Genomic DNA, 23,436 nt, shown 5'->3' on the forward strand with positions numbered 1-23,436 from the left:
AAGTCAAACCGCATTCCGTCGGAGGACCCGTATTGGGCAATGCTCGCAACTTCGCCTTCTGGGTGGTTCTGTTCCTGATGATCCTCGCGCTGTTCAATCTGTTCAGCGACGGGTCGGGCACCATGAACAGCCGCCAGATCAGCTATTCCGACTTCATCGAACGGGTGCAGAACGACCAGGTCAGCGCCGTCACGATCGACGGAGAGGACGTGGCCATCACCGGCACCAACGGCGAGCAGTACGCGACCGTGCGCCCGATGGGCGAGGATATCAGCGACCGGCTGATCCAGCAGGGCGTGGACGTGCGCGTGGTCAAGCAGCAAAGCAGCGGCTTCATGTCGATGCTGGGCGTCTGGCTGCCGTTCATCCTGCTGATCGGGGTGTGGATCTTCTTCATGAATCGCATGCAGGGCGGCGGCAAGGGCGGCGCGATGGGCTTTGGCAAGTCCAAGGCTAAGCTGCTGACCGAAAAGCACGGTCGCGTGACCTTTGACGACGTCGCGGGCATCGACGAAGCCAAGGAGGAGCTTGAGGAGATCGTCGAGTTCCTGCGCAACCCGCAGAAGTTCAGCCGCCTTGGCGGCAAGATCCCCAAGGGCGCGCTGCTGGTGGGCCCTCCGGGCACCGGTAAGACGCTGCTGGCGCGGGCCATCGCGGGCGAGGCGGGCGTGCCGTTCTTCACCATTTCGGGGTCGGACTTCGTCGAGATGTTCGTGGGCGTCGGTGCCAGCCGCGTGCGCGACATGTTCGAGCAGGCCAAGAAATCGGCCCCCTGCATTCTGTTCATCGACGAGATCGACGCCGTGGGTCGCGCCCGTGGCGTGGGCATCGGCGGCGGCAACGATGAGCGCGAACAGACACTGAACCAGCTGCTGGTCGAGATGGACGGCTTCGAGGCGAACGAAGGCATCATCATCATCGCCGCGACCAACCGCAAGGACGTCCTGGACCCCGCGCTGCTGCGTCCGGGCCGGTTCGACCGCACGATCCACGTGCCGAACCCCGACATCAAGGGCCGCGAGCGGATCCTGTCGGTCCATGCGCGCAAGGTCCCGGTCGGACCGGATGTCGACCTGCGCCTGATCGCGCGCGGTACGCCCGGCTTTTCGGGCGCGGACCTGATGAACCTCGTGAACGAGGCTGCCCTTGGTGCGGCGCGGATCGGTCGTCGGTTCGTCAGCATGGCTGATTTCGAGAATGCCAAGGACAAGGTGATGCTGGGTGTCGAGCGTCGCAGCCTGGTCCTGACGCCCGAGCAGAAGGAAAAGACCGCCTATCACGAAGCCGGCCACGCTGTTGTCGGCCTGTCGCTGCCAAAGTGCGATCCGGTCTACAAGGCCACGATCATCCCGCGCGGTGGCGCCTTGGGTATGGTCGTCAGCTTGCCCGAGATGGACCGCCTGAACTTCCACAAGGACGAGGCCAAGCAGAAGATCGCGATGACCATGGCCGGCAAGGCCGCCGAGATCATCAAGTACGGCGAGGAGGGCGTCTCGAACGGCCCCGCTGGCGACATCCAGCAGGCCAGCGCGCTGGCCCGGGCGATGGTGATGCGGTGGGGCATGTCTGACAAGGTCGGCGCGGTTGATTATGCCGAGGCGCATGAGGGCTACAACGGCAGCACCGGTGGCTTTTCGGTGTCGGCCTCGACCAAGGAACTGATCGAGCAGGAGGTTCGCGACCTGATCGAGGAGGGCTATCAGGAAGCCCGCCGCATCCTGCTGGAGAAGGAGGTCGAGTTCGAGCGCATGGCCAAGGGCCTGCTGGAATACGAGACCCTGACCGGAGAGGAAATCGCCCGCATCCTGCGCGGTGATGCGATCGGCGGGGATGACGACGACACCCCGGCCAGCGTGATCCCCTCGGTCACGGCCATCCCGCGGACAAAGCCCGCACCGGGTGGCGACCCCGCCCCTGCCTGAGACGACAAAACCCCGGTCCGATGGACCGGGGTTTCTTCTTGGATCACACCAGGGTCGGCGTGATGGTCAGCGTGCCGGCCGTGGCATGCGAATAGGGACAGACCTTGTGACCGCCCTCGATCAAATCCTGCGCCACGGCGGGGTCCAGTCCGGGCAGGGACACGGCGATCTGGACGTCCAGTCCGAAGCCCGGATCGCTGCGGGGGCCGATGCCCACGCTGACATTGACCGCCGCATCATCCGGCACCTTGACCTTTTGCGACGCAGCGTAATGGCGCATCGCGCCCATGAAGCAGGCGGCATAGCCGAGCGCGAACAGCTTTTCCGGGTTCAGCCCGTCGCCGCCGGGACCGCCCAATTCCTTCGGAACGACCAGGTCGATGGCCGAAGTGCCGTCATTTAAGGCGGTTTTGCCGTCACGGCCGCCCCCGGTGGCCGTCGCGGCGGTCCGATAGAGGATCTTTTCCGGCATGGCATTTCCTTTCTTCGATAATAGATAGCACGCTATATAAATTAACCCTTCGAAATTGCAACAGTTGCGGACTGCGCTTTGTGCAATTACACCATGTGCATGAGCGATGATCCCGCCTTGTCCAGCCTGTCGCCTTTCGAACAGATGCTGTGCTTTGACGTCTATGCCGTCAATCTTGCCTTTGGGCGGATCTACAAGCCGTTGCTGGACCCGCTTGGGCTGACCTATCCGCAGTTTCTGGTGATGATGGCGTTGTGGGCCAACGATCATCAGTCCGTCGGCGGCATCGGCGACAGCCTTGGGCTGGACAGCAGCACCCTGACCCCGCTGATCAAGCGGCTGGAGGCGGCGAACCTGGTCACCCGACAGCGGGATTCGCGCGACGAACGCCGGGTGATCGTGTCGCTGTCCCCGCAGGGCGCCGACCTGCAAAGCCAGTCCGAACGCGTCATCGCCTGCGTGACCGGCAATACCGGGCTAGATGACCGGACCGCCCAGGCACTGCGCGAACAGCTGCGCCGCCTGCGACATCAGCTGCAGCAGAGCCCGCAGGGCTAGGCTGGGCCTTGCGATTTTGCGCGCGACGGTGCATGGGACGGACAACATGACCCGGACCTGTGACATTCCCGACATGCCCGCGCTGCGGGCCCAGATCGACCAGCTGGACGAACAGCTGATGGCGTTGCTGGCGCGACGCCATGCGCTGATCGACCGCGCCGCGCAGATCAAGGCCGGCAACGGCATGCCCGCGCGCATCGACGCCCGCGTCGAGGAGGTCGTGGCGAATGTCCGCCGCCACGCCGAGGGTCACGGCCTGGACCCCCAGCTGTACGACCGCCTGTGGCGGCAGCTGATCGAGGCCGCCATCGCCCAGGAAGAACGCCAGCTGAACAAGGACCGCCCATGACCGCCCAGACCCTTGACGGCAAGGCCTTTGCCGCCCGCCTGCGCGCCCGGATCGCCACGCAGGTCGCCGATCTTGCAGGGCAGGGCATCGTGCCCGGCTTGGCCGTCGTCCTGGTGGGCGAGGATCCGGCCAGCCAGGTTTATGTCCGGTCCAAGGGGCGCATGACGCGAGAGGTCGGCATGACATCGTTCGAACACCGGCTGCCGGCGTCGACGGATCGGGCCACGCTGATGGCGCTGATCGCCAAGCTGAACGCCGATCCGGCCGTGAACGGCATCCTGGTCCAGCTGCCCCTGCCCAAGGGCATGGACGAGGCGGCGGTCATCAACGCCATCCTGCCCGAGAAGGACGTGGACGGGTTCCACATCCTGAACGTCGGGCGCTTGGCCACCGGGCAGAAGGCGATGGTGCCTTGCACGCCGCTTGGCTGTCTGATGCTGCTGCGCGACCATCTGGGGTCGCTGGCCGGCCGCAATGCGGTGGTCATCGGGCGCAGCAATATCGTGGGCAAGCCCATGGCGCAGCTGCTGCTGCGCGACAGCGCGACCGTGACGGTGGCGCATTCGCGCACGACCGATCTGGCCGCGCTGTGCCGTCAGGCCGACATCCTGGTCGCCGCCGTCGGGCGGCCGCATTTCGTGCAGGGCGACTGGATCAAGCCGGGCGCCACCGTCATCGACGTGGGCATCAACCGGACCGATGACGGGCTGGTGGGCGATGTCGACTTTGCCGCGGCAGTGCAGGTGGCCGGTGCGATCACCCCGGTTCCCGGTGGCGTAGGGCCGATGACCATCGCCTGCCTGTTGGCCAATACGCTGACCGCGACCGCGCGCAGCCACGGCCTGCCCGACCCCGAGGGGCTGACCCCCTAAGCGGCCATCCGCGCCGACAGCCGAAGCGCATGGGCCGGCTGTGTCGCGGCCACCGGCAGCACCGGGTCATAGGCGACCCGGATCAGCGCCGCCAGCGCGACGGATGGCGTCACCTCGGTGGAAAAGGTCAGCGCGGATTGCATCGTGATGCGTTCCGCAAGGGCCGCTGGATGCGCGTCGGCCAGCGCGCGCCCCATCCTGACGAAGGTCAGGCAGGCGCGGATGCCGCCCGCCTCGTCAAAGCGGAACAGCCGGTACTGGTCGGCGCCCTGGCCCGCCAGACGGTCCGGCAGGCCGGGAAGACCCGTCAGCCGGTCCAGATCGGGCACCCCGGCCAGTTCGGACCAGTCCCGCACGAAGAACAGCATCAGGTTCGCGCCGGTTTCGGGGTCGGTGTCGACCACCGGGTGGCGCGCATGCGCAAAGCCCGCACGGATCGCGCCGCGAAAGATGTCCAGGCTGTCATCGGCCAGACCGAACACCACGGGCGCCACCGGGCGGCCCCACCGCGCGCACAGGAAGCTGCCGTCGGGGCGGGTGAACAGGGTCTCTATCGCGGCGGGGTCCATGGCGTCTTTCTTGGGCATGAGAACGGGGGGCGAATGCCCCCCGGTCGGTGGTCGGTGCGAATAGGTCAGACCAGCGTGGCCTGAGTCGCGGCGCGGATCTCGTCCTCGGTGATGCCGTCGGCCAGCTGGACGATGCGCAGCCCGCCGGGCACCACGTCCAGGACGCCCATGTTGGTGATGATCCGGTCGACCACGGCCTTGCCGGTCAGCGGCAGGGTGCACGATTTCAGCACCTTGGACTCGCCTGCCTTGTTGGTGTGGTCCATGACCACGATCACGCGGCCCACGCCCGCGACCAGGTCCATCGCGCCGCCCATGCCCTTGACCAGCTTGCCGGGGATCATCCAGTTGGCCAGATCGCCCTCCTCCGAGACCTCCATCGCGCCCAGGATCGCCGCGGCGATCTTGCCGCCGCGGATCATGCCAAAGCTGGTGGCGCTGTCGAAATAGCTGGTGCGCGACAGTTCGGTGATGGTCTGCTTGCCGGCGTTGATCAGGTCGGGATCCTCGTCGCCCTCGAACGGAAAGGGGCCCATGCCCAGCATTCCGTTCTCGGACTGGAGCGTGATGTCCTTGTCGCCGACATAGTTCGCGACCAGGGTCGGGATGCCGATCCCCAGATTGACGTACCAGCCGTCTTCCAGCTCCTCGGCCGCGCGGGCGGCCATCTGGTTGCGGTCCCAGCCTTTTGCTGCCTCGGTCATCACACGGCCTCCTTCTTGCGGGTGGTGCGCTGTTCGATGCGCTTTTCGTGCGACCCCTGGATGATCCGGTGGACATAGATGCCGGGCAGGTGGATCAGGTCGGGGTCCAGGCTGCCGCGCGGGACGATCTCCTCGACCTCGGCGACGCAGACGCGGCCGCACATCGCGGCGGGCGGGTTGAAGTTGCGCGCGGTCTTGCGGAACACCAGGTTGCCGGTGTCGTCGGCCTTCCAGGCCTTGACGATGGACAGGTCGGCCACGATCCCGCGTTCCAGGATGTAGTCCTGGCCGTCGAAATTCTTGACCTCCTTGCCCTCGGCGATGACGGTGCCGACGCCGGTCTTGGTATAGAAGCCCGGGATGCCGGCGCCGCCCGCACGCATGCGTTCGGCCAGGGTGCCCTGCGGGTTGAACTCCAGTTCAAGCTCTCCGGACAGGTACTGGCGCATGAACTCGGCGTTCTCGCCGACATAGCTGCTGATCATCTTCTTGATCTGACGCGTGTCCAGCAGCTTGCCAAGGCCGAACCCGTCCACGCCGCAATTGTTGCTGGCGATGGTCAGATCCTTGACCTTGGATTCGACCAGGGCGTCGATCAGCAGCTCGGGGATGCCGCACAGGCCGAACCCCCCTGCCGCGATGAACATCCCGTCATGCAAAAGCCCGTCCAGAGCCTCGCCCGCAGTGGCATAGACCTTTTTCATCGGTCCTCCCGTCCTTGATCCCGTTATCGGCCCAAGTTGTTGCGTGCGCTGGCGCAAGTGTCAATCGCGGGGGCGGCGTGTTAGCGCCGCCACCCGGTCCTACTCGGCCTCGGGCTTGGCCGCGGCCTTTTTCGCGGCAGGCTTCTTGGCCGCGGGCTTCTTTGCCGCCGGTTTCTTGGCGGCGGGCTTCTTGGCGGCTGCCTTGGGCGCAGCCTTCTTGGCGGCCGGTTTCTTGGCCTTGGACGGCGATTTCGCAGCCTTGGCCGCGATCAGCTCCAGCGCCTGTTCGACGGTCAGATCCTCGGGGGTGACATCGCGGGGCAGGGTCGCGTTGACCTTGGCCCATTTGACATAGGGGCCGTACTTGCCGCCCAGGATCTGGATCGGACCACCGTCCGGATGCTCTCCCAGCTCGCGCAGCGGTGCGGCCGCTGCGGCGCGGCCGCGGGTCTGCTTGGCGGCCAGCACCTCGACCGCGCGGTTCATGCCGATGGTGAAGACCTCGTCGACATCGGCGATATTGGCGTATTTCGACCCGTGCTTCACATAGGGGCCAAAGCGGCCGATCCCGGCCTCGATCAGCACCCCGTCCTCGGGGTGGGGACCGACGGGGCGGGGCAGGGCCAGCAGCTGCACGGCCTGGTCCACGTCCAGTGTCGCGACCTCCCATCCCTTCGGGATCGACGCGCGGGGGGGCTTGGGGGCCTCCTCGGTCGCCTCGCCGCGCTGGACATAGGGGCCGAACCGCCCAGTCTTGAGGCTGATCTGATCGCCCGCATCCTCTCCAAGCACGCGGTCGCCGATGGGCGCCTCTCCGTCCGGGGCGGACAGGGGGCGGGTATAGCGGCATTCCGGATAGTTGGTGCAGCCGATGAAGGCCCCGCCCGACCGCGCGGTCTTGAGGTTCAGGCGGCCCTGACCGCACAGTGGGCATTCGCGCGGATCGCCCCCATCCGCCCGCGGCGGATAGAGATGCGGGGCCAGAGCGTCGTCGATCGCCTCCAGAACCTCGGTGATGCGCAGCTCGGACGTGCCTTCCAGAGCTTTGGAGAAGTCCTTCCAGAAGCGGCTCAGAACCTCGCGCCACAGGCGGTCGCCAGCGCTGATCTCGTCCAGCTCGTTCTCCAGATCGGCGGTGAAGTCATAGCTGACGTAACGCGGGAAATACTTCAGCAGGAAGATCGTCACCAACCGGCCCTTGTCCTCGGCGATCAGGCGGTTCTTGTCCTTGCGGACATATTCGCGGTCCTGGATCGTGGTGACGATGCTTGCATAGGTCGATGGGCGTCCGATGCCCAGCTCCTCCATCCGCTTGACCAGCGTGGCCTCGGTATAGCGCGGCGGGGGCTGGGTGAAATGCTGGCGCGCTGCGGCCTGGGCCTTGTCGCTGACCAAGAGGCCCGGCCCGGCCTTCAGCCCCGCGGGGGCCGCGACCGCGTCGCCGCCCTTCTCGCGGGCCTTGGCCAGTTCGTCGTCGAACGCGTCGGCGACCAGACGCGCGGCCTCGCCCTCCGTGATCGCAGGCAGGCGGGCGCTGTCCTCTCCGTCGTCGTCGTCGCGACCCTGGTCATAGACGCGCAGGAAGCCGTCGAACAGCATCACCTGGCCGGTGGCGCGCAGGCCGACCTGGTCGTCGGGGCTGGCGATCTCGACCGTGGTCCGCTCCATCCGGGCGGCCTCCATCTGGCTGGCGATGGTCCGCTTCCAGATCAGGTCGTACAGCTTGCGCTGATCGTCGGCGGTGATCTTCAGCTTGTCCGGCGACAGCATCATGTCGGTCGGCCGGATGCACTCATGCGCTTCCTGCGCGTTCTTGGCCTTGTTCTTGTACATGCGCGGCGATTTCGGCAGGTACTTGTCGCCGAACTTGGCCTTGATCGCGTCGCGGGCGGCCATCACGGCCTCGGGGGCCATGTCGATGCCGTCGGTCCGCATGTAGGTGATCAGCCCGGCCTCGTACAGGCGCTGCGCCGCCGACATGCAGGCCTTGGCGCCCATGCCCATCTTGCGGCTCGCCTCCTGCTGCAGGGTCGAGGTCATGAAGGGCGGCCAAGGGTTGCGGCTGGCGGGCTTGGCTGCGACCGACGCGACCTTCAGGTCGCGGCTTGCCACCGCGCTCAGCGCCATCGCGGCCTGATCGGCGGCGGCCAGGTCGAACCGGTCCAGCTTCTTGCCGGCCAGCGACACCAGCGTGGCGTCGTATTCGTCGCCGCCCGGGGTCGCCAGGCGGGCATGGACGGACCAGTACTCGCGCGCCTTGAAGGCCTCGATCTCCATCTCGCGGTCGACGATCAGGCGCAGGCAGACGGACTGGACGCGGCCCGCCGACTTTGCGCCCGGCAGCTTGCGCCACAGGACCGGCGACAGCTTGAACCCCACCAGATAATCCAGCGCGCGGCGCGCCAGATAGGCGTCGACCAGCGGCTGGTCGATCTGGCGCGGCTTGGCCATCGCCTCGGTCACGGCGGTCTTGGTGATGGCGTTGAAGGTCACGCGGCTGACCGCGCTGCCCTTCTTCAGGGCCGGGGCCAGCGCCTCCAGCAGGTGCCAGCTGATCGCCTCGCCCTCGCGGTCGGGGTCGGTGGCCAGAATCAGCGTCTGGTCGTCCTTCAGCGCATCCTTGATCGCCTTGAGGTGCTTGCGGCTGTCGGCCGCGACCTCCCATTTCATGTCGAAATCATGGTCGGTGTCGACGCTGCCGTCCTTGGGCGGCAGGTCGCGGACATGGCCGAAGCTGGCCAGAACCCGATAGTCGGAACCCAGGTATTTCTCGATGGTCTTGGCCTTGGCCGGGGATTCGACGACGACGACGGGCATGATGACCTCGGACAACTGCAATGGGGCGGCAAGATGGGTGCCGGGCGGGGCAGTGTCAACGGGGGGTGACAGCACAAGACCGCAAGACGGGGGGTCAGGACAGCGCCAGACGCCCCCCGGCCAGTCGCGTGACGCGGCCCTGCAGTTCCAGCGACAGGATCACCGCACTGGCCGTCGCCGCCGGCACGCCCAGGTCGCGGATCAGGTCGTTCTCCTCGGTCGGAGAGGGGGACAGGCGCTGCAGGATGCGGCTTTCCAGCTGGATCGGACCGCCCTGGTCACGCGCTGGCGGCGGCAGGGGGTCGGGCGCGGCCATGACGACGGGCGCGGGCAGGGGCCGGGTCTGCGCCAGCGCGTCGGCCACATCCGCGGCGCTGCGCACCAGCGTCGCCCCGTCGCGGATCAGCGCGTTGCAGCCCGCCGCCCGTGCATCCATCGGATGTCCGGGCACGGCCATGACCTCTCGTCCCTGGTCCAGCGCGTTCCGGGCGGTGATCAGGGTGCCGGACCGTTGCGCGGCCTCGATCACCACGACGCCCTGTGACAGGCCTGACACGATGCGGTTGCGGGTCGGGAAATGTCGCGCCGCCGGTTCCGTGCCGGGCGGCTGTTCGGACACCAGCACGCCGCATTCGGCGATCCGCGCGGCCAGATCGGCATTTTCGGCCGGATAGATGACGTCGACGCCCCCGGCCATCACGGCGATGGTCCCGGTGGGCAGGGCCGCGGCATGGGCGGCGGTATCGACGCCGCGCGCCAGCCCGGCGGCCACGGTGAACCCGGCCTCTCCCAGCCCGGCGGCCATGCCGCGCGCCATGCGCAGCCCCAGGGACGATGCGTTGCGCGCCCCGATCACCGCCATCACGTCGCGCGACAGCCAGGCCGGATCGCCCCGGACCCACAGGATCGCGGGGGCGCCGTCGATCTGGCGCAGGCTGTCGGGATAATCGGCGCTGTCATGGCGGATCAGGCGCGCGCCCGCCCGCCGACCGGCGGCCAGTTCGGCCGCGGCGACGCCTTCGGGGCAGACGGCATAGTCGGCAATGCCGGACTGGGCGGCGATCCCGGGCAGCGCCTCCAGCGCGGCGCGGGCGCTGCCATGTTCGGCGATCAGGCGGTGGAACGTGGTGGGGCCCACGCGGCGCGACCGGATCAGCCGCAGCACGGACAGGTCGTCGTCGACGGCCGAGACGGGGAGGCCGAAACGGGCAGGGGCAAGGCCGATGGTCATGGGGCACCTTCTGCAGGACAGCCCCAGGATAGCCCCGTGGTGGTTAACAATCGGTTAGCGCGCGCCCTCAGGCGGCCGAGCCGCCGACCGTCAGGCCGCCGATCATCAGCGTGGGCTGGCCCACGCCGACGGGCACCCATTGCCCCTGCTTGCCGCAATTGCCGATGCCGGGGTCCAGCGCCATGTCGTTTCCGATGGCGCGCACCTGCTGCAGCGCGGTCGCCCCGTCGCCGATCAGCGTCGCGCCGCGAATCGGGTCGCCGACGACACCGTTCCTGACGCGATAGGCCTCGGTGCAGCTGAAGACGAACTTGCCGTTGGTGATGTCCACCTGGCCGCCGCCGAAACCCACCGCATAGATGCCGTCGCGCAGGTCGGCCAGGATCGCCGCGGGGTCCGCGTCGCCGCCCGGCATGAAGGTGTTGGTCATTCGCGGCATCGGAACATTCGCGAAGCTTTCGCGCCGGCCGTTGCCGGTGGGCGCCACGCCCATCAGCCGCGCGTTCTGGCGGTCCTGCATGTACCCGGTCAGGATGCCGTCATCGATCAGCACGTTGCGGGCGGGGGGCGTGCCCTCGTCGTCGATGTTGATGCTGCCGCGGCGGCCCGCGATGGTGCCGTCATCGACCACGGTCACGCCGGGGGCCGCGACGCGCTGGCCCATCAGGCCCGCAAAGGCAGAGGCCTTCTTGCGGTTGAAGTCACCCTCCAGCCCGTGGCCCACGGCCTCGTGCAGCAGGATGCCGGGCCAGCCCGGCCCCAGCACGACGTCCATCACCCCCGCCGGCGCGGGGACCGACCGCAGGTTGACCAGGGCGATGCGCAGCGCCTCGTGGACCAGGCCCTGCCAATGGTCGGGGGCCATCAGCTGTTCCAGCCCGTGACGTCCGCCGCCGCCCGCGCTGCCGCTTTCGCGGCGGTCGTTGTTCTCGACGATCACCGCGACGTTCAGGCGCGCCATGGGGCGGATGTCGGTGGCAAGTCCGCCCTCGGGGCGCAGGATGGCGATCTCCTGCAGGCTGCTGCCCATGGAGATGGTCACCTGCACCACCCGCGGGTCCAGCGCACGGGCAAAGGCGTCGATCTCGCGCAGCAGAGCGATGCGGCGGGCGGTCGAGATGCCCTCGGCCGGGTCGATCGCAGGATAGAGGTTCACCGGCTCCATCGCGGGGCGCATCGCGGCCGTTCCGCCGCCGCGGCCCACGGCCAAGCGCGCGGTCTCGGCCGCGCGGCGCAGCGCGGCCTCGGAGATGTCGGTCGAATGGGCATAGCCCGTGACCTCGCCCAGCACTGCGCGCAGGCCGAAGCCGCGCCCGGCCATGAAGCTGGAATTGCGCAGCCGGCCATCGTCGAAGACCAGCGATTCCTGCTGGCTGCGTTCCAGGAACAGCTCTCCGTCATCGGCGCCGGCCACGGCATCGCGCAGGATCCGCAGCGCGCCGTCCCGGTCCAGATCGGTCGAGAACGGGTCGAAGGACGGACGGGTCATGGCGGATCTCCTGGCGGTTGGCGGGCGGGGACGGGCCTTTGGACGGGCGCGGCAGGGGGTCGCGTTTCCTTCGGGCGGGGAAATGCTGTAGGTATGTCTTGCCCGTAAGGGCGAGATATGGTCATAGAACGGTCACTGTGAAAGGAAAAGGGGCAGCCTCCCGGCAGCCCCTGCGGTCATTGGGGCCGGGCCACTGCAACGGGATGGAATGATGGCAAAAGCGATGATGGGCCGTGCATTCGCGGCAGCGACAGGGTTCGCGACGGCGGGCATGTTGGCCGGGACTGCGATGGCACAGGACGTGCTGGGCGATCTGCCCACGATCGGCAAGCCGGTCGCAAGGGGCATGGGCTTTCAGCCGGCGTCCACGGAACTGGCGCGCGATCAGCAATGGCTGGACCATTTCGTGCTGATCATCATCACGGTCGTGACGGTCTTCGTCTGCCTGCTGCTGCTGTTCGTGATCTTCCGGTTCAACGCCAAGGCGAACCCGGTGCCCGCGAAATACACCCACAACACCCCGCTGGAGATCGGCTGGACCCTGGTCCCGGTGCTGATCCTGGTGGCCATCGGCGCCTTCTCCCTGCCGATCCTGTTCCGCAGCCAGGAGATGCCGGAAAATCCCGATGTCGTGATCAAGGCCACCGGCCACCAGTGGTACTGGTCCTATGAATATCCCGACAACGGCATCGCATTCGATTCGCTGATGCTGCCCGAGGAGGAGCTGGCCGAGAACGGCTATGCCCCCGACGAATATCTGCTGGCGACCGATACCACGGTGGTCGTGCCCGTCGGCCAGACCGTGCTGCTGCAGGTGACCGCCAGCGACGTGATCCATTCCTGGACCATCCCGGCCTTTGCCGTAAAGCAGGACGCCGTTCCGGGCCGCATCGCCCAGGCCTGGTTCAACGTCGAGCAGGAAGGCACCTATTTCGGCCAGTGCAGCGAGCTGTGCGGCATCAACCACGCCTACATGCCGATCGTCGTCAAGGCCGTCAGCCCCGAGGTCTATGCGGCCTGGGTCGCCGAGCAGGGCGGCACCATGGGCGACGAACCCGCACCGACCGCCAGCCTGGACGGCGCGGCCAAGGTCGACCTGGCCCGCGCCGACTGAGGTCGGACCCACCCAGGCCCGTGGCGGCATCCTGCCGGCACGGCCAAGGAACAGAGATTGCAGGCGCGATGACCGATATCAACGCATATGACGCCGCCCCCGAGGGCGAGTTCCGCGATTACGTCGCGCTGCTGAAGCCGCGTGTGATGTCGCTGGTCGTGTTCACCGCCTTTGTCGGTCTGTTCGTCGCCCCCGTCGACGTGCATCCCTTCATCGCCTTCTGTTCGGTGCTGTTCATCGCTTTGGGCGGCGGCGCCTCGGGCGCGCTGAACATGTGGTACGACCGCGACATCGACGCGATCATGAACCGCACGCAAAGCCGCCCCATCCCGTCGGGCCGGGTCGAGCACAGCGCGGCCCTGGGCCTGGGGCTGGTCCTGTCGATCATCTCGGTCATGATGCTGGGCCTGGTGGCGAACTGGTTCGCGGCCGGGTTCCTGGCCTTCACCATCTTCTTCTATGCCGTCGTCTATACGGTCTGGCTGAAGCGCTGGACGCCCCAGAACATCGTCATCGGCGGCGCCGCGGGCGCCTTTCCCCCGATGATCGGATGGGCCTGCGCGACCGGCGGGATCAGCATCGAATCGCTTCTGATGTTCGCTCTGGTCTTCTTCTGGACGCCGCCCCATTTCTGGGCGCTGGCGCTGTTCATGAAGGAGGACTATCACAACGCGGGCGTCCCGATGCTGACCGTGACCCACGGTCGCCGCGCCGCGCGTCGCCACATCTTCGCCTATACGCTGGTCCTGGCGCCCTTCGCGCTGTGGCTGGGCGTGACCTCGGTCGGCGGGCCGCTCTACATGGCGGTCGCGGTCGTGCTGAACGCGGCCTTCATCCGCGGCGGCTGGCAGGTTCTGCGCCGCGACGAGGACGCCGCGATCGCCGACGGCTATCTGGTCGAACGGCGCGTCTTCAAGCTGTCGCTCTATTACCTGTTCCTGCATTTCCTGGCCCTGCTGGTGCAGAGCTGGATGGGAGGCTGGTGATGGCCCTGCGCACCGAACACGAGATCCACCGCCGCCGCCGGTCCCGCAACGTGGGGCTGGGCATCGTGCTGCTGGGCTTTGTCGCGCTGGTCTTTGGCCTGACGGTGGTCAAGGTCCAGGAGGGCGGCCTGGTCGAGGGTTTCGATCACCAGCCGCGTGTGTCGCTGACCCCGATGGAACCGCAGGCCCCGGCCCAGGGCCAGGCCCCCGTGCAGGAGGTGACCGAATGAAGCGTCTGAGCCCCGAGGGCCGCACCGTCGCGATGCTGCTGGGCGTCGTCGTCACGATGGGCGCGCTGGCCTGGGCCGCCGTGCCCTTCTATGACTGGTTCTGCCGGGTGACCGGGTTCGGCGGCACCACGCAGGTGTCCGAGACCGCATCGGACCAGATCCTGGACGAGGTCGTGCGCGTCCGGTTCGACGCCAACACCGATTCCAACCTGGAATGGACCTTCCGCCCGATGCAGGCCCGCATGGACTTGAAGATCGGCGAAAGCGGACTGGCCTTCTACGAGGCCGTGAACAATTCCGACGTGCCGCTGACCGGAACGGCCAGCTACAACGTCGCCCCCGAGGTCTCGGGCTATTACTTCATCAAGGTCGAGTGCTTCTGCTTCACCGAGCAGACGCTGCAGCCGGGTGAACGGGTCGAGATGCCGGTCAGCTTCTACGTGGACCCCGAGTTGGTGGACGACCGCGACGCCGGTCATGTCCGCGACATCACGCTGTCCTATACCTTCCATCGGACCGAGCCGCGCAGCGCTGCGCTTGACAGCGGCGCGGCCGACACCATCAACTAAGACGAATACACGAGGGAGCCGACGGGGATCCGACATGGCGCACGCAAAGAACCACGACTATCACATCCTACCGGCCTCGGTCTGGCCGTTCCTGACCGCGATCGCGGTCTTCGTCATGCTGTTCGGCGCCGTGGCCTGGATGTCCGGAGAGGTGACCGTCATGGGCGTGCCGGTGACCGGCCCCTGGATGTTCGCGATCGGCCTTGTCGGCACCTTCTACGTGGCCTTCGCCTGGTGGGCCGACATGGTGCGCGAGGCCGAGCAGGGCGACCACACCCCGGTGGTCCGCATCGGCCTGCAATACGGCTTCATCCTGTTCGTGATGTCCGAGGCGATGCTGTTCGTGTCGCTGTTCTGGAACTTCATCAAGCACGCGATGTACCCGATGGGCGAGAACAGCCCCATCACCGACGGCGTCTGGCCGCCGCAGGGCATCGAGACCTTCGACCCCTGGCACCTGCCGTTCATCAACACGCTGATCCTGCTTCTGTCGGGCGTGGCCGTGACTTGGGCGCACCATGCCTGGGCGCATGAGGGTGACCGCCGCACCACCATCAACGGCCTGGCGATCGCCGTGGTCCTGGGCCTGGTCTTCACCGGCCTGCAGGCCTACGAATACAGCCACGCGGCCTTCGGTCTGGCCGACACGGCCTATGCGGCGGCCTTCTACATCGCGACGGGTTTCCACGGCCTGCACGTGATCATCGGGACGATCTTCCTGGCCGTCTGCCTGCTGCGCTTCCAGAAGGGCCAGATGACCAAGGACCAGCATCTGGGGTTCGAGGCCGCCGCCTGGTACTGGCACTTCGTCGACGTGATCTGGCTGGTGCTGTTCGCCGTCATCTATGTCTGGGGCAGCTGATCCCCGACGGTGACCGTTCAAGGCGCGCGGGGCGATCGTCCCGCGCGTTTTTCGTTGACCTTGCCCCCCGGAGCGCCGCATGCGCCGCTATCTGTTTCCCCTGATCCTCGGCGTCGTCGGCTGTGCCGTCCTGATCTACCTGGGGCTGTGGCAGCTGGACCGCCGCGCCTGGAAGGAGGACATGCTGGCAGACATCACCGCGGGCATTCAGGCCGACCCCGTGCCCTTGCCGGACGCGATCGACCCGTCGATGAAATACCTGCCGGTGGCGGTCAGCGGCACCACCACCGGGGCCGAGATCGACGTGCTGTCCCACACCCGCGAACAGGGCGCCGGCTATCAGATCGTGTCGCGCTTCGTCACCGATGACGGGCGCGCGATCCTGCTGGACCGGGGCTTCGTCCCGCAGGAGGCGCGTCGCATCGACCGGCCCCCCGTCCGCTTGCAGGTGACGGGAAACCTGCACTGGCCGCAGGATGCCAGCAGCTCGACCCCGGCGCCGAACATGGACGAGAACATCTGGTTCGCCCGCGACGTGGACGCGATGGCCTTGACCTTGGACACGTTGCCCGTGCTGGTCGTGGCCAGCGCCGTCGAGGGCGACAATCAGGGCGCCCGTCCCCTGCCGGTGGCCATCGAGGGGATTCCCAACAACCACCTGTCCTATGCGGTGCAGTGGTTCCTGATCGCGGCCACCTGGGCGGTGATGACACTGGCGCTGATCTGGCGTATCAGGCAGCGCAGCTACTGAAGGATTTCCGATGCGTTACGTCTCGACGCGGGGCCAGGCCCCGGTGCTGAATTTCGAACAGGCCATGCTGTCGGGGCTGGCGCGCGACGGGGGCCTGTACCTGCCCGAGACGATCCCGGCCTTCGAGGGGCTGGAGCAGCTGGACGGCCTGTCATACGAGGAGGTCGCCTTCCGCGTGGTGCGCCCCTTCACCGGCGACAGCTTCAGCGATGATGAACTGCGCGGCGCCATCGACCGCGCCTATGCGCGCATCAGCCACGATGCCCGCGCGCCGCTGGTCCAGCTGGCCCCCGGCCATCACCTGCTGGAGCTGTTCCACGGGCCCACGCTGGCCTTCAAGGATTTCGCGATGCAATTGATCGCGCAGCTGTTCCAGATCGCCCTGACGCGTTCGGGCCAGCGGATCACCATCGTGGGCGCCACCTCCGGCGACACCGGATCGGCCGCGATCGAGGCCTTCCGCGGCATCGACAACGTGGACGTGTTCATCATGTATCCGCATGGCCGCGTATCCGAGGTCCAGCGCCGCCAGATGACCACGCCCCCCGCCGCCAACGTCCATGCGCTGGCCGTGACCGGGCATTTCGACGACTGCCAGGCGCGGCTCAAGGACCTGTTCAACGACCATGCCTTCCGCGACGGGGTGGGGCTTGCGGGCGTGAACAGCATCAACTGGGCCCGCGTCGTGGCGCAGATCGTCTATTACTTCACCGCGACCGCGTCGCTTGGCATGCGGCCCACCGATTTCTGCGTGCCGACAGGCAATTTCGGCGACATCTTCGCGGGCTCCATCGCGCGCCAGATGGGCCTGCCGATCCGCCGCCTGATCGTCGCCACGAACCAGAACGACATCCTGCACCGCGCGCTGACCAGCGGCGAATACCGCATGGGCGAGGTCGAGCCCTCGATCAGCCCGTCGATGGACATCCAGGTCAGCTCCAACTTCGAACGCGCGCTGTATCTGGCCTACGGCCAGGACGCGGGCGCGATCCGGCAGCTGATGGAGGAGCTGAAACAGGGCGGCTTCGCGATCAGCCAGGGCGCGCTGGAGACCCTGCGCGAGCAATATGTCTCGGGCCGCGTGTCCGAGGAGGAGACGCTGGACACGATTCGCGCCATGCGCGAGCGGGCCGGAGAGATCCTCTGCCCGCACAGCGCCGTGGGCGTCGCCGTGGCCGAGCGCCATCTGGAGCCTGGCGTGCCGATGGTCACGCTGGCCACCGCGCATCCGGCCAAGTTCCCCGACGCGGTGGAACGCGCCATCGGGGTCCGCCCCGGCCTGCCGCCGCATATGGCGGACCTGTTCGACCTGCCCGAGCGCCTGACCCGGGTTGAAAACGACGTGGACGCGCTTAAGTCCCTGATCCTTGAACGGAGGACCGCGTGAGCCAAGACCCCACCCCGCGCCTGACAACGCTGCCCAACGGGCTGCGCATCGTGACCCGGCAGATGCCCGGCCTGCATTCGGCGGCCCTGGGCATCTGGGTCAGCGCGGGCGGGCGCAATGAACGCGCCGACCAGAACGGCATCGCACATTTCCTGGAGCACATGGCCTTCAAGGGCACCGCGACCCGCAGCGCGCTGCAGATCGCCGAGGCGATCGAGGATGTGGGCGGGTATATCAACGCCTATACCTCGCGCGATGCGACGGCCTATTACGTCCGCGTGCTGGAGGATGACGTCGATCTGGCCTTCGACGTGATCAGCGATATCGTCCTGAACCCCGTCTTCGACGAACGCGAGATCGAGGTCGAGCGCGGCGTGATCCTGCAGGAGATCGGGCAGTCGCTGGACACGCCCGACGATATCATCTTCGACTGGCTTCAGGAGGCCGCCTATCCGGACCAGCCGATGGGCCGCACCATCCTGGGCCCCGCTGAACGCGTCAGCAGCTTTGGCCGCGCCGATCTGGCCGGTTTCGTGACCGAGAATTACGGCCCCGGCCAGATGGTCGTGGCCGCCGCGGGATCGGTCGATCACGACCGCATCGTGCGGTTGGCCGAAAAGGTGCTGGGCCATATCGTGCCGCGTCCTCAGGGTCCGCGCGAACAGGCCCGCTGGCAGGGGCTGGAGAGCCGGACCGTCAAGCCGCTGGAGCAGGCGCATTTCGCGCTGGCGCTGGAGGGGCCGGGTTACCTGGCGCCCGATTTCTATGCCGCCCAGATCTTCTCCTCGGCGCTTGGCGGGGGGATGTCGTCGCGGCTGTTCCAGAAGATCCGCGAGGAGCGCGGGCTGTGCTATACGATCTTCGCGCAGTCGGGTTTCCATGATGACACGGGCATGCTGACCATTTATGCCGGTACCGGCGCCGAGGATCTGGGCGATCTGGCGACCCTGACCATCGACGAGGTCCGTCGTGCGGCCGACGACATGTCCGAGGCCGAGATCGCCCGCGCCAAGGCGCAGCTGCGGGCGGGACTGTTGATGGGGCTGGAAAGCCCGTCGGGCCAGGCCGAACGCATGGCGCGCAGCCTGGCGATCTGGGGCCGCGTCCCGGACCCGGCCGAGGTTGCCGAACGCATCGCCGCGGTCACCGCCGCGGACGTGCGCGCGCATGCCGAGGCGCTGCTGGCCAATGCCCGCCCGGCGCTGGCGCTTTATGGTCCGGTGGACGGTGCGCCGTCGCGCGAGGCCCTGGCTGAACGGCTGGCCGCATGATCCTGGCGCGGCGCCGTGCCTTTCGGCTGGATACCGAACGCATCGCGCTGCGCCTGCCATTGCATTCCGATTTCAGCGCGTGGCGGACGCTGCGCAATGACAGCCGCGCCTTTCTGACCCCGTGGGAGCCGGTCTGGTCCCCCGACCATCTGTCACGCAAGAGCTTTACCAACCGCGTCTATTGGGCGGCCCGCTCTGCCCGGGCGGGGACGGCCTATCCGCTGTTCCTGGTCCATCGCGACGGCACGTTGCTGGGCGCGATCACGCTGGACAACATCCGCCGCGGCCCCGCGCAGTCGGGCACCATCGGATACTGGATCGGGCAGGAGCATGCCCGACATGGCTATATGCGCGAGGCGATCGGGGCGCTGGTGCATCACGCCTTCACCGCGTTGGACCTGAGCCGGATCGAGGCCGCCTGCCTGCCCGAGAATGCCGCATCGCGGGGCGTGCTGGAACGGTCGGGCTTCAAGTACGAGGGCGTGGCCCAGAGCTATCTGCAGATCGACGGTCGCTGGCGCAACCATGTGCTCTACGCCAACCTGCGCAGCGACCGGCGCGGAAAGACCGAGGTGCGCTGATGCTGATCCCCGCCGACAAGACCCTGGCCGCGGCCCTGCCCGCGGGCGTGCTGCGCGACCCGTCCCCCGCCTATACCGAGGAACCACGGGGCCGGTATCACGGGCAGGCGGGCTTGGTCGCCGCGCCCCGAGACACGCAGGAATGCGCCGCGATCATCCGCGCCTGTGCCGCGGCGCGCGTCCCGGTGGTGCCGCGCGGTGGGGGCACCGGGCTGGTCGGGGGGCAGGTGATGACGGACGGCCCCGCGCCCCTGATCCTGTCGATGGAGCGGATGACAGCGATTCGCGACACCTTTGCCGAGGAAGGGGTGATGATCGCCGAATCGGGCGTGACGCTGCAGGCGGCGCGGCAGGCAGCGGCGGGCGTGGGGCGGCAGTTCCCGCTGTCGCTGGCCTCGCAGGGCTCGGCCCAGATCGGTGGCGTGCTGTCGACCAATGCGGGGGGCGTGAACGTCCTGCGATACGGCAACGCCCGCGCGCTGTGCCTGGGGCTGGAGGCAGTGCTGCCCGACGGGTCGGTGATGCACGACCTGAAGCGCCTGCGGAAGGACAATACCGGATACAATCTGCGCGACCTGCTGATCGGGGCCGAGGGGACGTTGGGCATCATCACCGCCGCGTCGCTGATCCTGGCCCCAGTGCCTGCAGAGACCGGGGTCGCGATGCTGGTGGTGGACAGCCCCGCCACCGCCCTGTCGCTGCTGTCACTGGCGCAGGCCCGCATGGCGGGCGGCGCAACGGCCTTCGAACTGATCTCGGGCCAGAGCCTTCATTTCCTGGACGCGGCCTTTCCTGACATGCGCCAGCCGTTCGACACGCGGCCCGACTGGCTGGTTCTGATCGAGGTCGGCCTGCCCGCGGGCCTGTCGGCCGACGCGGCGCTGGAGGGGCTGTTCACCGCGGGGACCGAGGCCGGTCTGGTCCATGACGGCGTCATCGCGCAATCGGGCCAGCAGGGCGCGGACCTGTGGGCACTGCGCGAGCATATCCCGCTGGCCAACCGGCACATCGGCGCCATCGCCAGCCATGACATCAGCCTGCCTCTGTCCGAGGTCGCCCGCTTCATCGACGATGCCGGGGCCTGGCTGGCGGGGCAGGGGGACATGCGCGTCAACTGCTTCGGCCATCTGGGCGACGGCAACCTGCATTACAACCTGTTTCCGGCGGCGGGCCGAACCCGCGACGACTACGAAACCATCCGCCGCGACCTTTCGCGCAGGCTGCACGAAATGGTCGTGGCGCGTGGCGGGTCGTTCTCGGCCGAACATGGCGTGGGGCGGCTCAAGGCCGCCGATCTGGCGCGGTGGGGCGATCCGGCGCGGCTGGCGGCGATGCGGGCGATCAAGGGGGCGCTGGACCCCCTTGGCATCATGAACCCCGGCGCGGTGCTGGCCTAGGCACCTTCGAAGTCGCAGAGTGCGTGGACCGGCATGTCCATGCCCTCCAGCACCTTGCGCCCGCCCAGTTCGGGCAGGTCGATAACGAAGGCGCAGCCGATGACCTCGGCGCCAAGACGACGGCACAGCGTGATCGCCGCCGCCGCCGTCCCGCCGGTGGCCAGCAGGTCGTCCACGATCAGGACCTTTTCGCCGGGCTTCAGCGCGTCGTCATGGATCTCCATGATCGCCTCGCCATATTCCAGCTGATAGGCCTCGGAGATGACGGTGCCGGGCAGCTTGCCCTTCTTTCGGATCGGCACGAAGCCGGTCGACAGCTGATGCGCCACCGCGCCGCCCAGGATGAAGCCGCGCGCCTCCAGCCCCACGACCTTGTCGATACGGGTCCCGGCATAGGCGTGCAGGATCTGGTCCACCGCCATACGGAATCCGCGTGCATCCGCGAACAGCGTGGTCACGTCGCGGAAGATGATCCCCTCATGCGGGAAATCATGGATGGAGCGGACATAGTCCTTGACGGTGCGGCTCATGCAGGGCGGTCCATTTCGAAAAGATCGGTCACCGCGGCATAGTCCTTGTAGCCGAGGCGCGCAATCCAGCCCCCCGCGGCACGCGGATCGAACCGCCCGTCCACGACGCAATCGTCGCGCATGTGGATGCCCGTCACCACGCCGAAGACGGCGAAGTTCGCCTGACCGGCCAGCGGCACGATCTGGGTCATGCGGCATTCCAGCGCCGCCGCGGCGCCCGCCACGCGCGGACAGTCGATGGTGGTGCAATCGGCGGCCTCGATCCCGGCTGCGGCGAATTCGCTGGTCCCGGCGGGAAGGGAGGCCGAGGTCGCGTTGACCGCGTCGCGCAGATCGCCCGTGGCGATGTTCACGCAGAAGACGCCGGTCTCGATGATCTGGGCCACGCTGTCCTTGGTGCCGGGTCGGTCGCCCTTGGCACCGGTAGAGGCGAACATCACCTGCGGCGGGACATAGGCCACGGCGTTGAAGAAGGAGTAGGGCGCCAGGTTGTCGCCCTGCGACCCGCGGGTCGAGATCCAGCCGATCGGGCGGGGGGCGATGATCGCGTTGAAGGGATTGTGCGGCAGGCCGTGTCCGGCTTCGGGGCGATAGAACATGGGCGGCCTCCTTGTGGGTTCGGGCGCCAACCTGCCCCGCTTTTTCGCGCGACGCAATGTTTCGCCCGCCTTGCGCCCGTGCTAAACGCCCGCCCGACAGCAAGGAGGCGCGATGTACGAGATCTGCCCCGAGACGCCCGCCGACGAACCCGAGGTCGAGGGCCTGTACGATCTGTGCTTTGCGCCGGGTCGCACTGCGCTGTCGTCCTATCGCCTGCGCGACGGGGTGCCGCGGGTGGCCGAACTGTGCCTTGTGCTGCGCGATCCGGGCGGCACGCTGATGGCCGCGATCCGGTTCTGGCCGGTGCGCGTGGACGACCGGCCCGTGCTGCTGCTGGGGCCCATCGCCGTGCACCCCACCGCGCAGGGAGAGGGTCTGGGCGGGCTACTGATGCGCGACAGCCTGACGCGCGCGCGCCGGATGGGGTTCGACCGGGTCCTGCTGGTGGGCGACGCGCCCTATTACAGCCGTTTCGGCTTTCAGCGCCTTGACGATGTGGTGATGCCGCCGCCCACGAACCCCGACCGGGTGCTTGGGCTGGAACTTCGGCCGGATGCATGGGTTAACGTGGCAGGCCCCGTCCAGCGAGAGACCCGGCCCCCCGCAGACCCGCCCGCGCCGGACCCCACGGCTTGCACCCAGGTCGACCCTCCGAAAAGGCCCGCTGATGACAGAACCGAAACCTCTCGTCCTTCCCCCCATCACTGATCCGGCGCTGCACGCCCAGATCGATCGTCTGGCGTTGCGCTATCTGGAGGCCGGAGGTCTGGGCATGCAGATCATGTCCCGCATCGGTAACGGCGCCGAAGGGCTGATCGAACGTCTGCCGGGCTTCGTGCGGTCGCGGCTCGACAGCGTCACGCGGGCCGCGCTGACGCGGGCGTTTGGTGCCGCCAGCCAGTCGCGCAAGGTGGTGCGGGACCGGGGCGATTGGTTCAACCGCATGGCCTCGACCGTTAGCGGTGCGGCGGGCGGGGTCGGCGGTTTCGCGGGCGCGCTGGTCGAACTGCCGTTCACGGTCACGCTGCTGCTGCGCGCCATGCTGGACATCGCCGCCGAACACGGCCTTGATCCCGAAAGCGAAGAAGTGCGCTTGGAATGCCTGCGCATCTTCGCCGCCGCGGGTCCGATGGCCGATGACGATCAGACCGACCTGGGCATGCTTGCGGCACGCTTGTCGGTGACCGGCCAGACGGTGCAGAGCATGGTCAGCAAGGTCGCCCCGCGCCTGTCCGTCTCGCTTGGGCAGAAGATGGCGGCGCAGGCGGCGCCGGTTTTCGGCGCGGTGGTCGGCGCGTCCATCAACTATACCTTTGCCCGCTACTATCAGGAACTGGCCCGCGTCCATTTCGGCGTCATGCGCCTGTCCCATGAAACCGGCATTCCGCAGGAGGCCCTGACCGAAGCGCTGCGCCTGTCCATCCAGCGCCAGACGCCCCCCGACCGATCATCGCGCTGACCGCGGGGGGGC

The 23,436-nt window shown here is 67.8% G+C and carries 25 protein-coding genes; 16 read left to right on the top strand and 9 right to left on the bottom strand.

Features of this window, described 5'->3' with window-relative positions; all coding sequences use genetic code 11:
- The first annotated feature begins 32 nt into the window (after positions 1–32).
- Positions 33–1,922, top strand: a complete 1,890-nt coding sequence (gene ftsH, locus LZ686_RS16185) for an ATP-dependent zinc metalloprotease FtsH (protein ID WP_045982844.1) — start codon at positions 33–35, stop codon at positions 1,920–1,922.
- Between the two features lie 43 nt (positions 1,923–1,965).
- Here the strand turns inward: ftsH and LZ686_RS16190 are convergent, their stop codons facing one another.
- On the bottom strand, positions 1,966–2,394 hold the full coding sequence (locus tag LZ686_RS16190; RefSeq protein ID WP_127899102.1) for an organic hydroperoxide resistance protein: 429 nt from the start codon (positions 2,392–2,394) through the stop codon (positions 1,966–1,968).
- A 99-nt stretch (positions 2,395–2,493) separates the two neighbouring features.
- On the opposite strand from LZ686_RS16190, the gene LZ686_RS16195 reads away from it, so the two are divergent.
- Genes LZ686_RS16195 through folD form a run of 3 tightly spaced genes read left to right on the top strand, consistent with a single transcriptional unit; the run spans position 2,494 to position 4,173 of the window.
- Positions 2,494–2,952, top strand: coding sequence for a MarR family winged helix-turn-helix transcriptional regulator (locus LZ686_RS16195; RefSeq protein ID WP_164871452.1), 459 nt, complete (start codon positions 2,494–2,496; stop codon positions 2,950–2,952).
- 46 nt (positions 2,953–2,998) lie between these two features.
- The gene (locus LZ686_RS16200; RefSeq protein WP_045982896.1) at positions 2,999–3,301 is read left to right on the top strand and encodes a chorismate mutase; all 303 of its coding nucleotides are present in this window, start codon (positions 2,999–3,001) and stop codon (positions 3,299–3,301) included.
- Positions 3,298–4,173, top strand: coding sequence for a bifunctional methylenetetrahydrofolate dehydrogenase/methenyltetrahydrofolate cyclohydrolase FolD (folD, locus tag LZ686_RS16205; RefSeq protein WP_349548441.1), 876 nt, complete (start codon positions 3,298–3,300; stop codon positions 4,171–4,173). Before LZ686_RS16200 ends, folD begins: the two co-directional genes overlap by 4 nt.
- On the opposite strand, the gene LZ686_RS16210 is transcribed toward folD, so the two are convergent.
- The 6 genes from LZ686_RS16210 to tldD all read right to left on the bottom strand — a co-directional run bounded on the left by LZ686_RS16210 (position 4,170) and on the right by tldD (position 11,687).
- Positions 4,170–4,742 (bottom strand): hypothetical protein, encoded by a 573-nt coding sequence (locus tag LZ686_RS16210; protein ID WP_349548442.1) that lies wholly within the window; start codon positions 4,740–4,742, stop codon positions 4,170–4,172. The genes folD and LZ686_RS16210 overlap by 4 nt on opposite strands.
- Positions 4,743–4,807: 65 nt before the next feature.
- On the bottom strand, positions 4,808–5,446 hold the full coding sequence (locus tag LZ686_RS16215; RefSeq protein ID WP_046001381.1) for a 3-oxoacid CoA-transferase subunit B: 639 nt from the start codon (positions 5,444–5,446) through the stop codon (positions 4,808–4,810).
- On the bottom strand, positions 5,446–6,150 hold the full coding sequence (locus LZ686_RS16220) for a CoA transferase subunit A (protein WP_194886277.1): 705 nt from the start codon (positions 6,148–6,150) through the stop codon (positions 5,446–5,448). Before LZ686_RS16220 ends, LZ686_RS16215 begins: the two co-directional genes overlap by 1 nt.
- A gap of 99 nt (positions 6,151–6,249) precedes the next feature.
- Positions 6,250–8,967, bottom strand: a complete 2,718-nt coding sequence (gene topA / locus LZ686_RS16225) for a type I DNA topoisomerase (RefSeq protein ID WP_349548443.1) — start codon at positions 8,965–8,967, stop codon at positions 6,250–6,252.
- Positions 8,968–9,061: 94 nt separating this feature from the next.
- On the bottom strand, positions 9,062–10,198 hold the full coding sequence (dprA, locus tag LZ686_RS16230; protein WP_349548444.1) for a DNA-processing protein DprA: 1,137 nt from the start codon (positions 10,196–10,198) through the stop codon (positions 9,062–9,064).
- Positions 10,199–10,265: 67 nt separating this feature from the next.
- Positions 10,266–11,687 (bottom strand): metalloprotease TldD, encoded by a 1,422-nt coding sequence (gene tldD / locus LZ686_RS16235; protein WP_148911370.1) that lies wholly within the window; start codon positions 11,685–11,687, stop codon positions 10,266–10,268.
- A gap of 208 nt (positions 11,688–11,895) precedes the next feature.
- Here tldD and coxB point away from each other — a divergent pair, with 208 nt between their 5' ends.
- The 10 genes from coxB to LZ686_RS16285 all read left to right on the top strand — a co-directional run bounded on the left by coxB (position 11,896) and on the right by LZ686_RS16285 (position 20,835).
- On the top strand, positions 11,896–12,801 hold the full coding sequence (gene coxB, locus LZ686_RS16240) for a cytochrome c oxidase subunit II (RefSeq protein ID WP_084693889.1): 906 nt from the start codon (positions 11,896–11,898) through the stop codon (positions 12,799–12,801).
- Positions 12,802–12,869: 68 nt separating this feature from the next.
- A complete protein-coding gene (cyoE, locus tag LZ686_RS16245) occupies positions 12,870–13,787 on the top strand; it encodes a heme o synthase (RefSeq protein WP_046001386.1) in 918 nt (305 codons plus the stop codon).
- On the top strand, positions 13,787–14,017 hold the full coding sequence (locus tag LZ686_RS16250; RefSeq protein ID WP_046001387.1) for a cytochrome c oxidase system small membrane protein: 231 nt from the start codon (positions 13,787–13,789) through the stop codon (positions 14,015–14,017). Before cyoE ends, LZ686_RS16250 begins: the two co-directional genes overlap by 1 nt.
- Positions 14,014–14,586 carry a cytochrome c oxidase assembly protein gene (locus LZ686_RS16255; RefSeq protein WP_045982854.1) on the top strand — a complete coding sequence of 191 codons (573 nt, stop codon included), beginning with the start codon at positions 14,014–14,016 and terminating at the stop codon, positions 14,584–14,586. Before LZ686_RS16250 ends, LZ686_RS16255 begins: the two co-directional genes overlap by 4 nt.
- A 34-nt stretch (positions 14,587–14,620) precedes the next feature.
- The gene (locus LZ686_RS16260; RefSeq protein ID WP_045982855.1) at positions 14,621–15,448 is read left to right on the top strand and encodes a cytochrome c oxidase subunit 3; all 828 of its coding nucleotides are present in this window, start codon (positions 14,621–14,623) and stop codon (positions 15,446–15,448) included.
- Between the two features lie 79 nt (positions 15,449–15,527).
- Positions 15,528–16,199: an SURF1 family protein gene (locus LZ686_RS16265; protein ID WP_349548445.1), complete on the top strand. Its 672-nt coding sequence runs from the start codon at positions 15,528–15,530 to the stop codon at positions 16,197–16,199.
- 10 nt (positions 16,200–16,209) lie between these two features.
- On the top strand, positions 16,210–17,586 hold the full coding sequence (thrC, locus tag LZ686_RS16270) for a threonine synthase (RefSeq protein WP_349548446.1): 1,377 nt from the start codon (positions 16,210–16,212) through the stop codon (positions 17,584–17,586).
- A complete protein-coding gene (locus LZ686_RS16275) occupies positions 17,583–18,857 on the top strand; it encodes a M16 family metallopeptidase (RefSeq protein ID WP_084693890.1) in 1,275 nt (424 codons plus the stop codon). The genes thrC and LZ686_RS16275 overlap by 4 nt, the downstream gene beginning before the upstream one ends.
- On the top strand, positions 18,857–19,438 hold the full coding sequence (locus LZ686_RS16280) for a GNAT family N-acetyltransferase (protein WP_252926590.1): 582 nt from the start codon (positions 18,857–18,859) through the stop codon (positions 19,436–19,438). The genes LZ686_RS16275 and LZ686_RS16280 overlap by 1 nt, the downstream gene beginning before the upstream one ends.
- Positions 19,438–20,835 (top strand): FAD-binding oxidoreductase, encoded by a 1,398-nt coding sequence (locus LZ686_RS16285; protein WP_349548447.1) that lies wholly within the window; start codon positions 19,438–19,440, stop codon positions 20,833–20,835. The genes LZ686_RS16280 and LZ686_RS16285 overlap by 1 nt, the downstream gene beginning before the upstream one ends.
- Here the strand turns inward: LZ686_RS16285 and LZ686_RS16290 are convergent.
- Together LZ686_RS16290 and LZ686_RS16295 are read right to left on the bottom strand one after the other, a co-directional pair.
- A complete protein-coding gene (locus LZ686_RS16290; protein ID WP_045982859.1) occupies positions 20,832–21,365 on the bottom strand; it encodes an adenine phosphoribosyltransferase in 534 nt (177 codons plus the stop codon). The genes LZ686_RS16285 and LZ686_RS16290 overlap by 4 nt on opposite strands.
- The gene (locus tag LZ686_RS16295) at positions 21,362–21,964 is read right to left on the bottom strand and encodes a flavin reductase family protein (protein ID WP_349548448.1); all 603 of its coding nucleotides are present in this window, start codon (positions 21,962–21,964) and stop codon (positions 21,362–21,364) included. The genes LZ686_RS16290 and LZ686_RS16295 overlap by 4 nt, the downstream gene beginning before the upstream one ends.
- Positions 21,965–22,076: 112 nt before the next feature.
- On the opposite strand from LZ686_RS16295, the gene LZ686_RS16300 reads away from it, so the two are divergent.
- A complete protein-coding gene (locus LZ686_RS16300; RefSeq protein ID WP_349548449.1) occupies positions 22,077–22,673 on the top strand; it encodes a GNAT family N-acetyltransferase in 597 nt (198 codons plus the stop codon).
- Entirely contained in the window at positions 22,633–23,424 is a 792-nt protein-coding gene (locus LZ686_RS16305; protein ID WP_045982861.1) for an EcsC family protein, read from the top strand. Before LZ686_RS16300 ends, LZ686_RS16305 begins: the two co-directional genes overlap by 41 nt.
- Positions 23,425–23,436 lie beyond the last annotated feature (12 nt).

This window comes from Paracoccus sp. NFXS7 (genome assembly GCF_040148865.1).
In the GTDB taxonomy this organism is placed as follows: domain Bacteria; phylum Pseudomonadota; class Alphaproteobacteria; order Rhodobacterales; family Rhodobacteraceae; genus Paracoccus; species Paracoccus marcusii.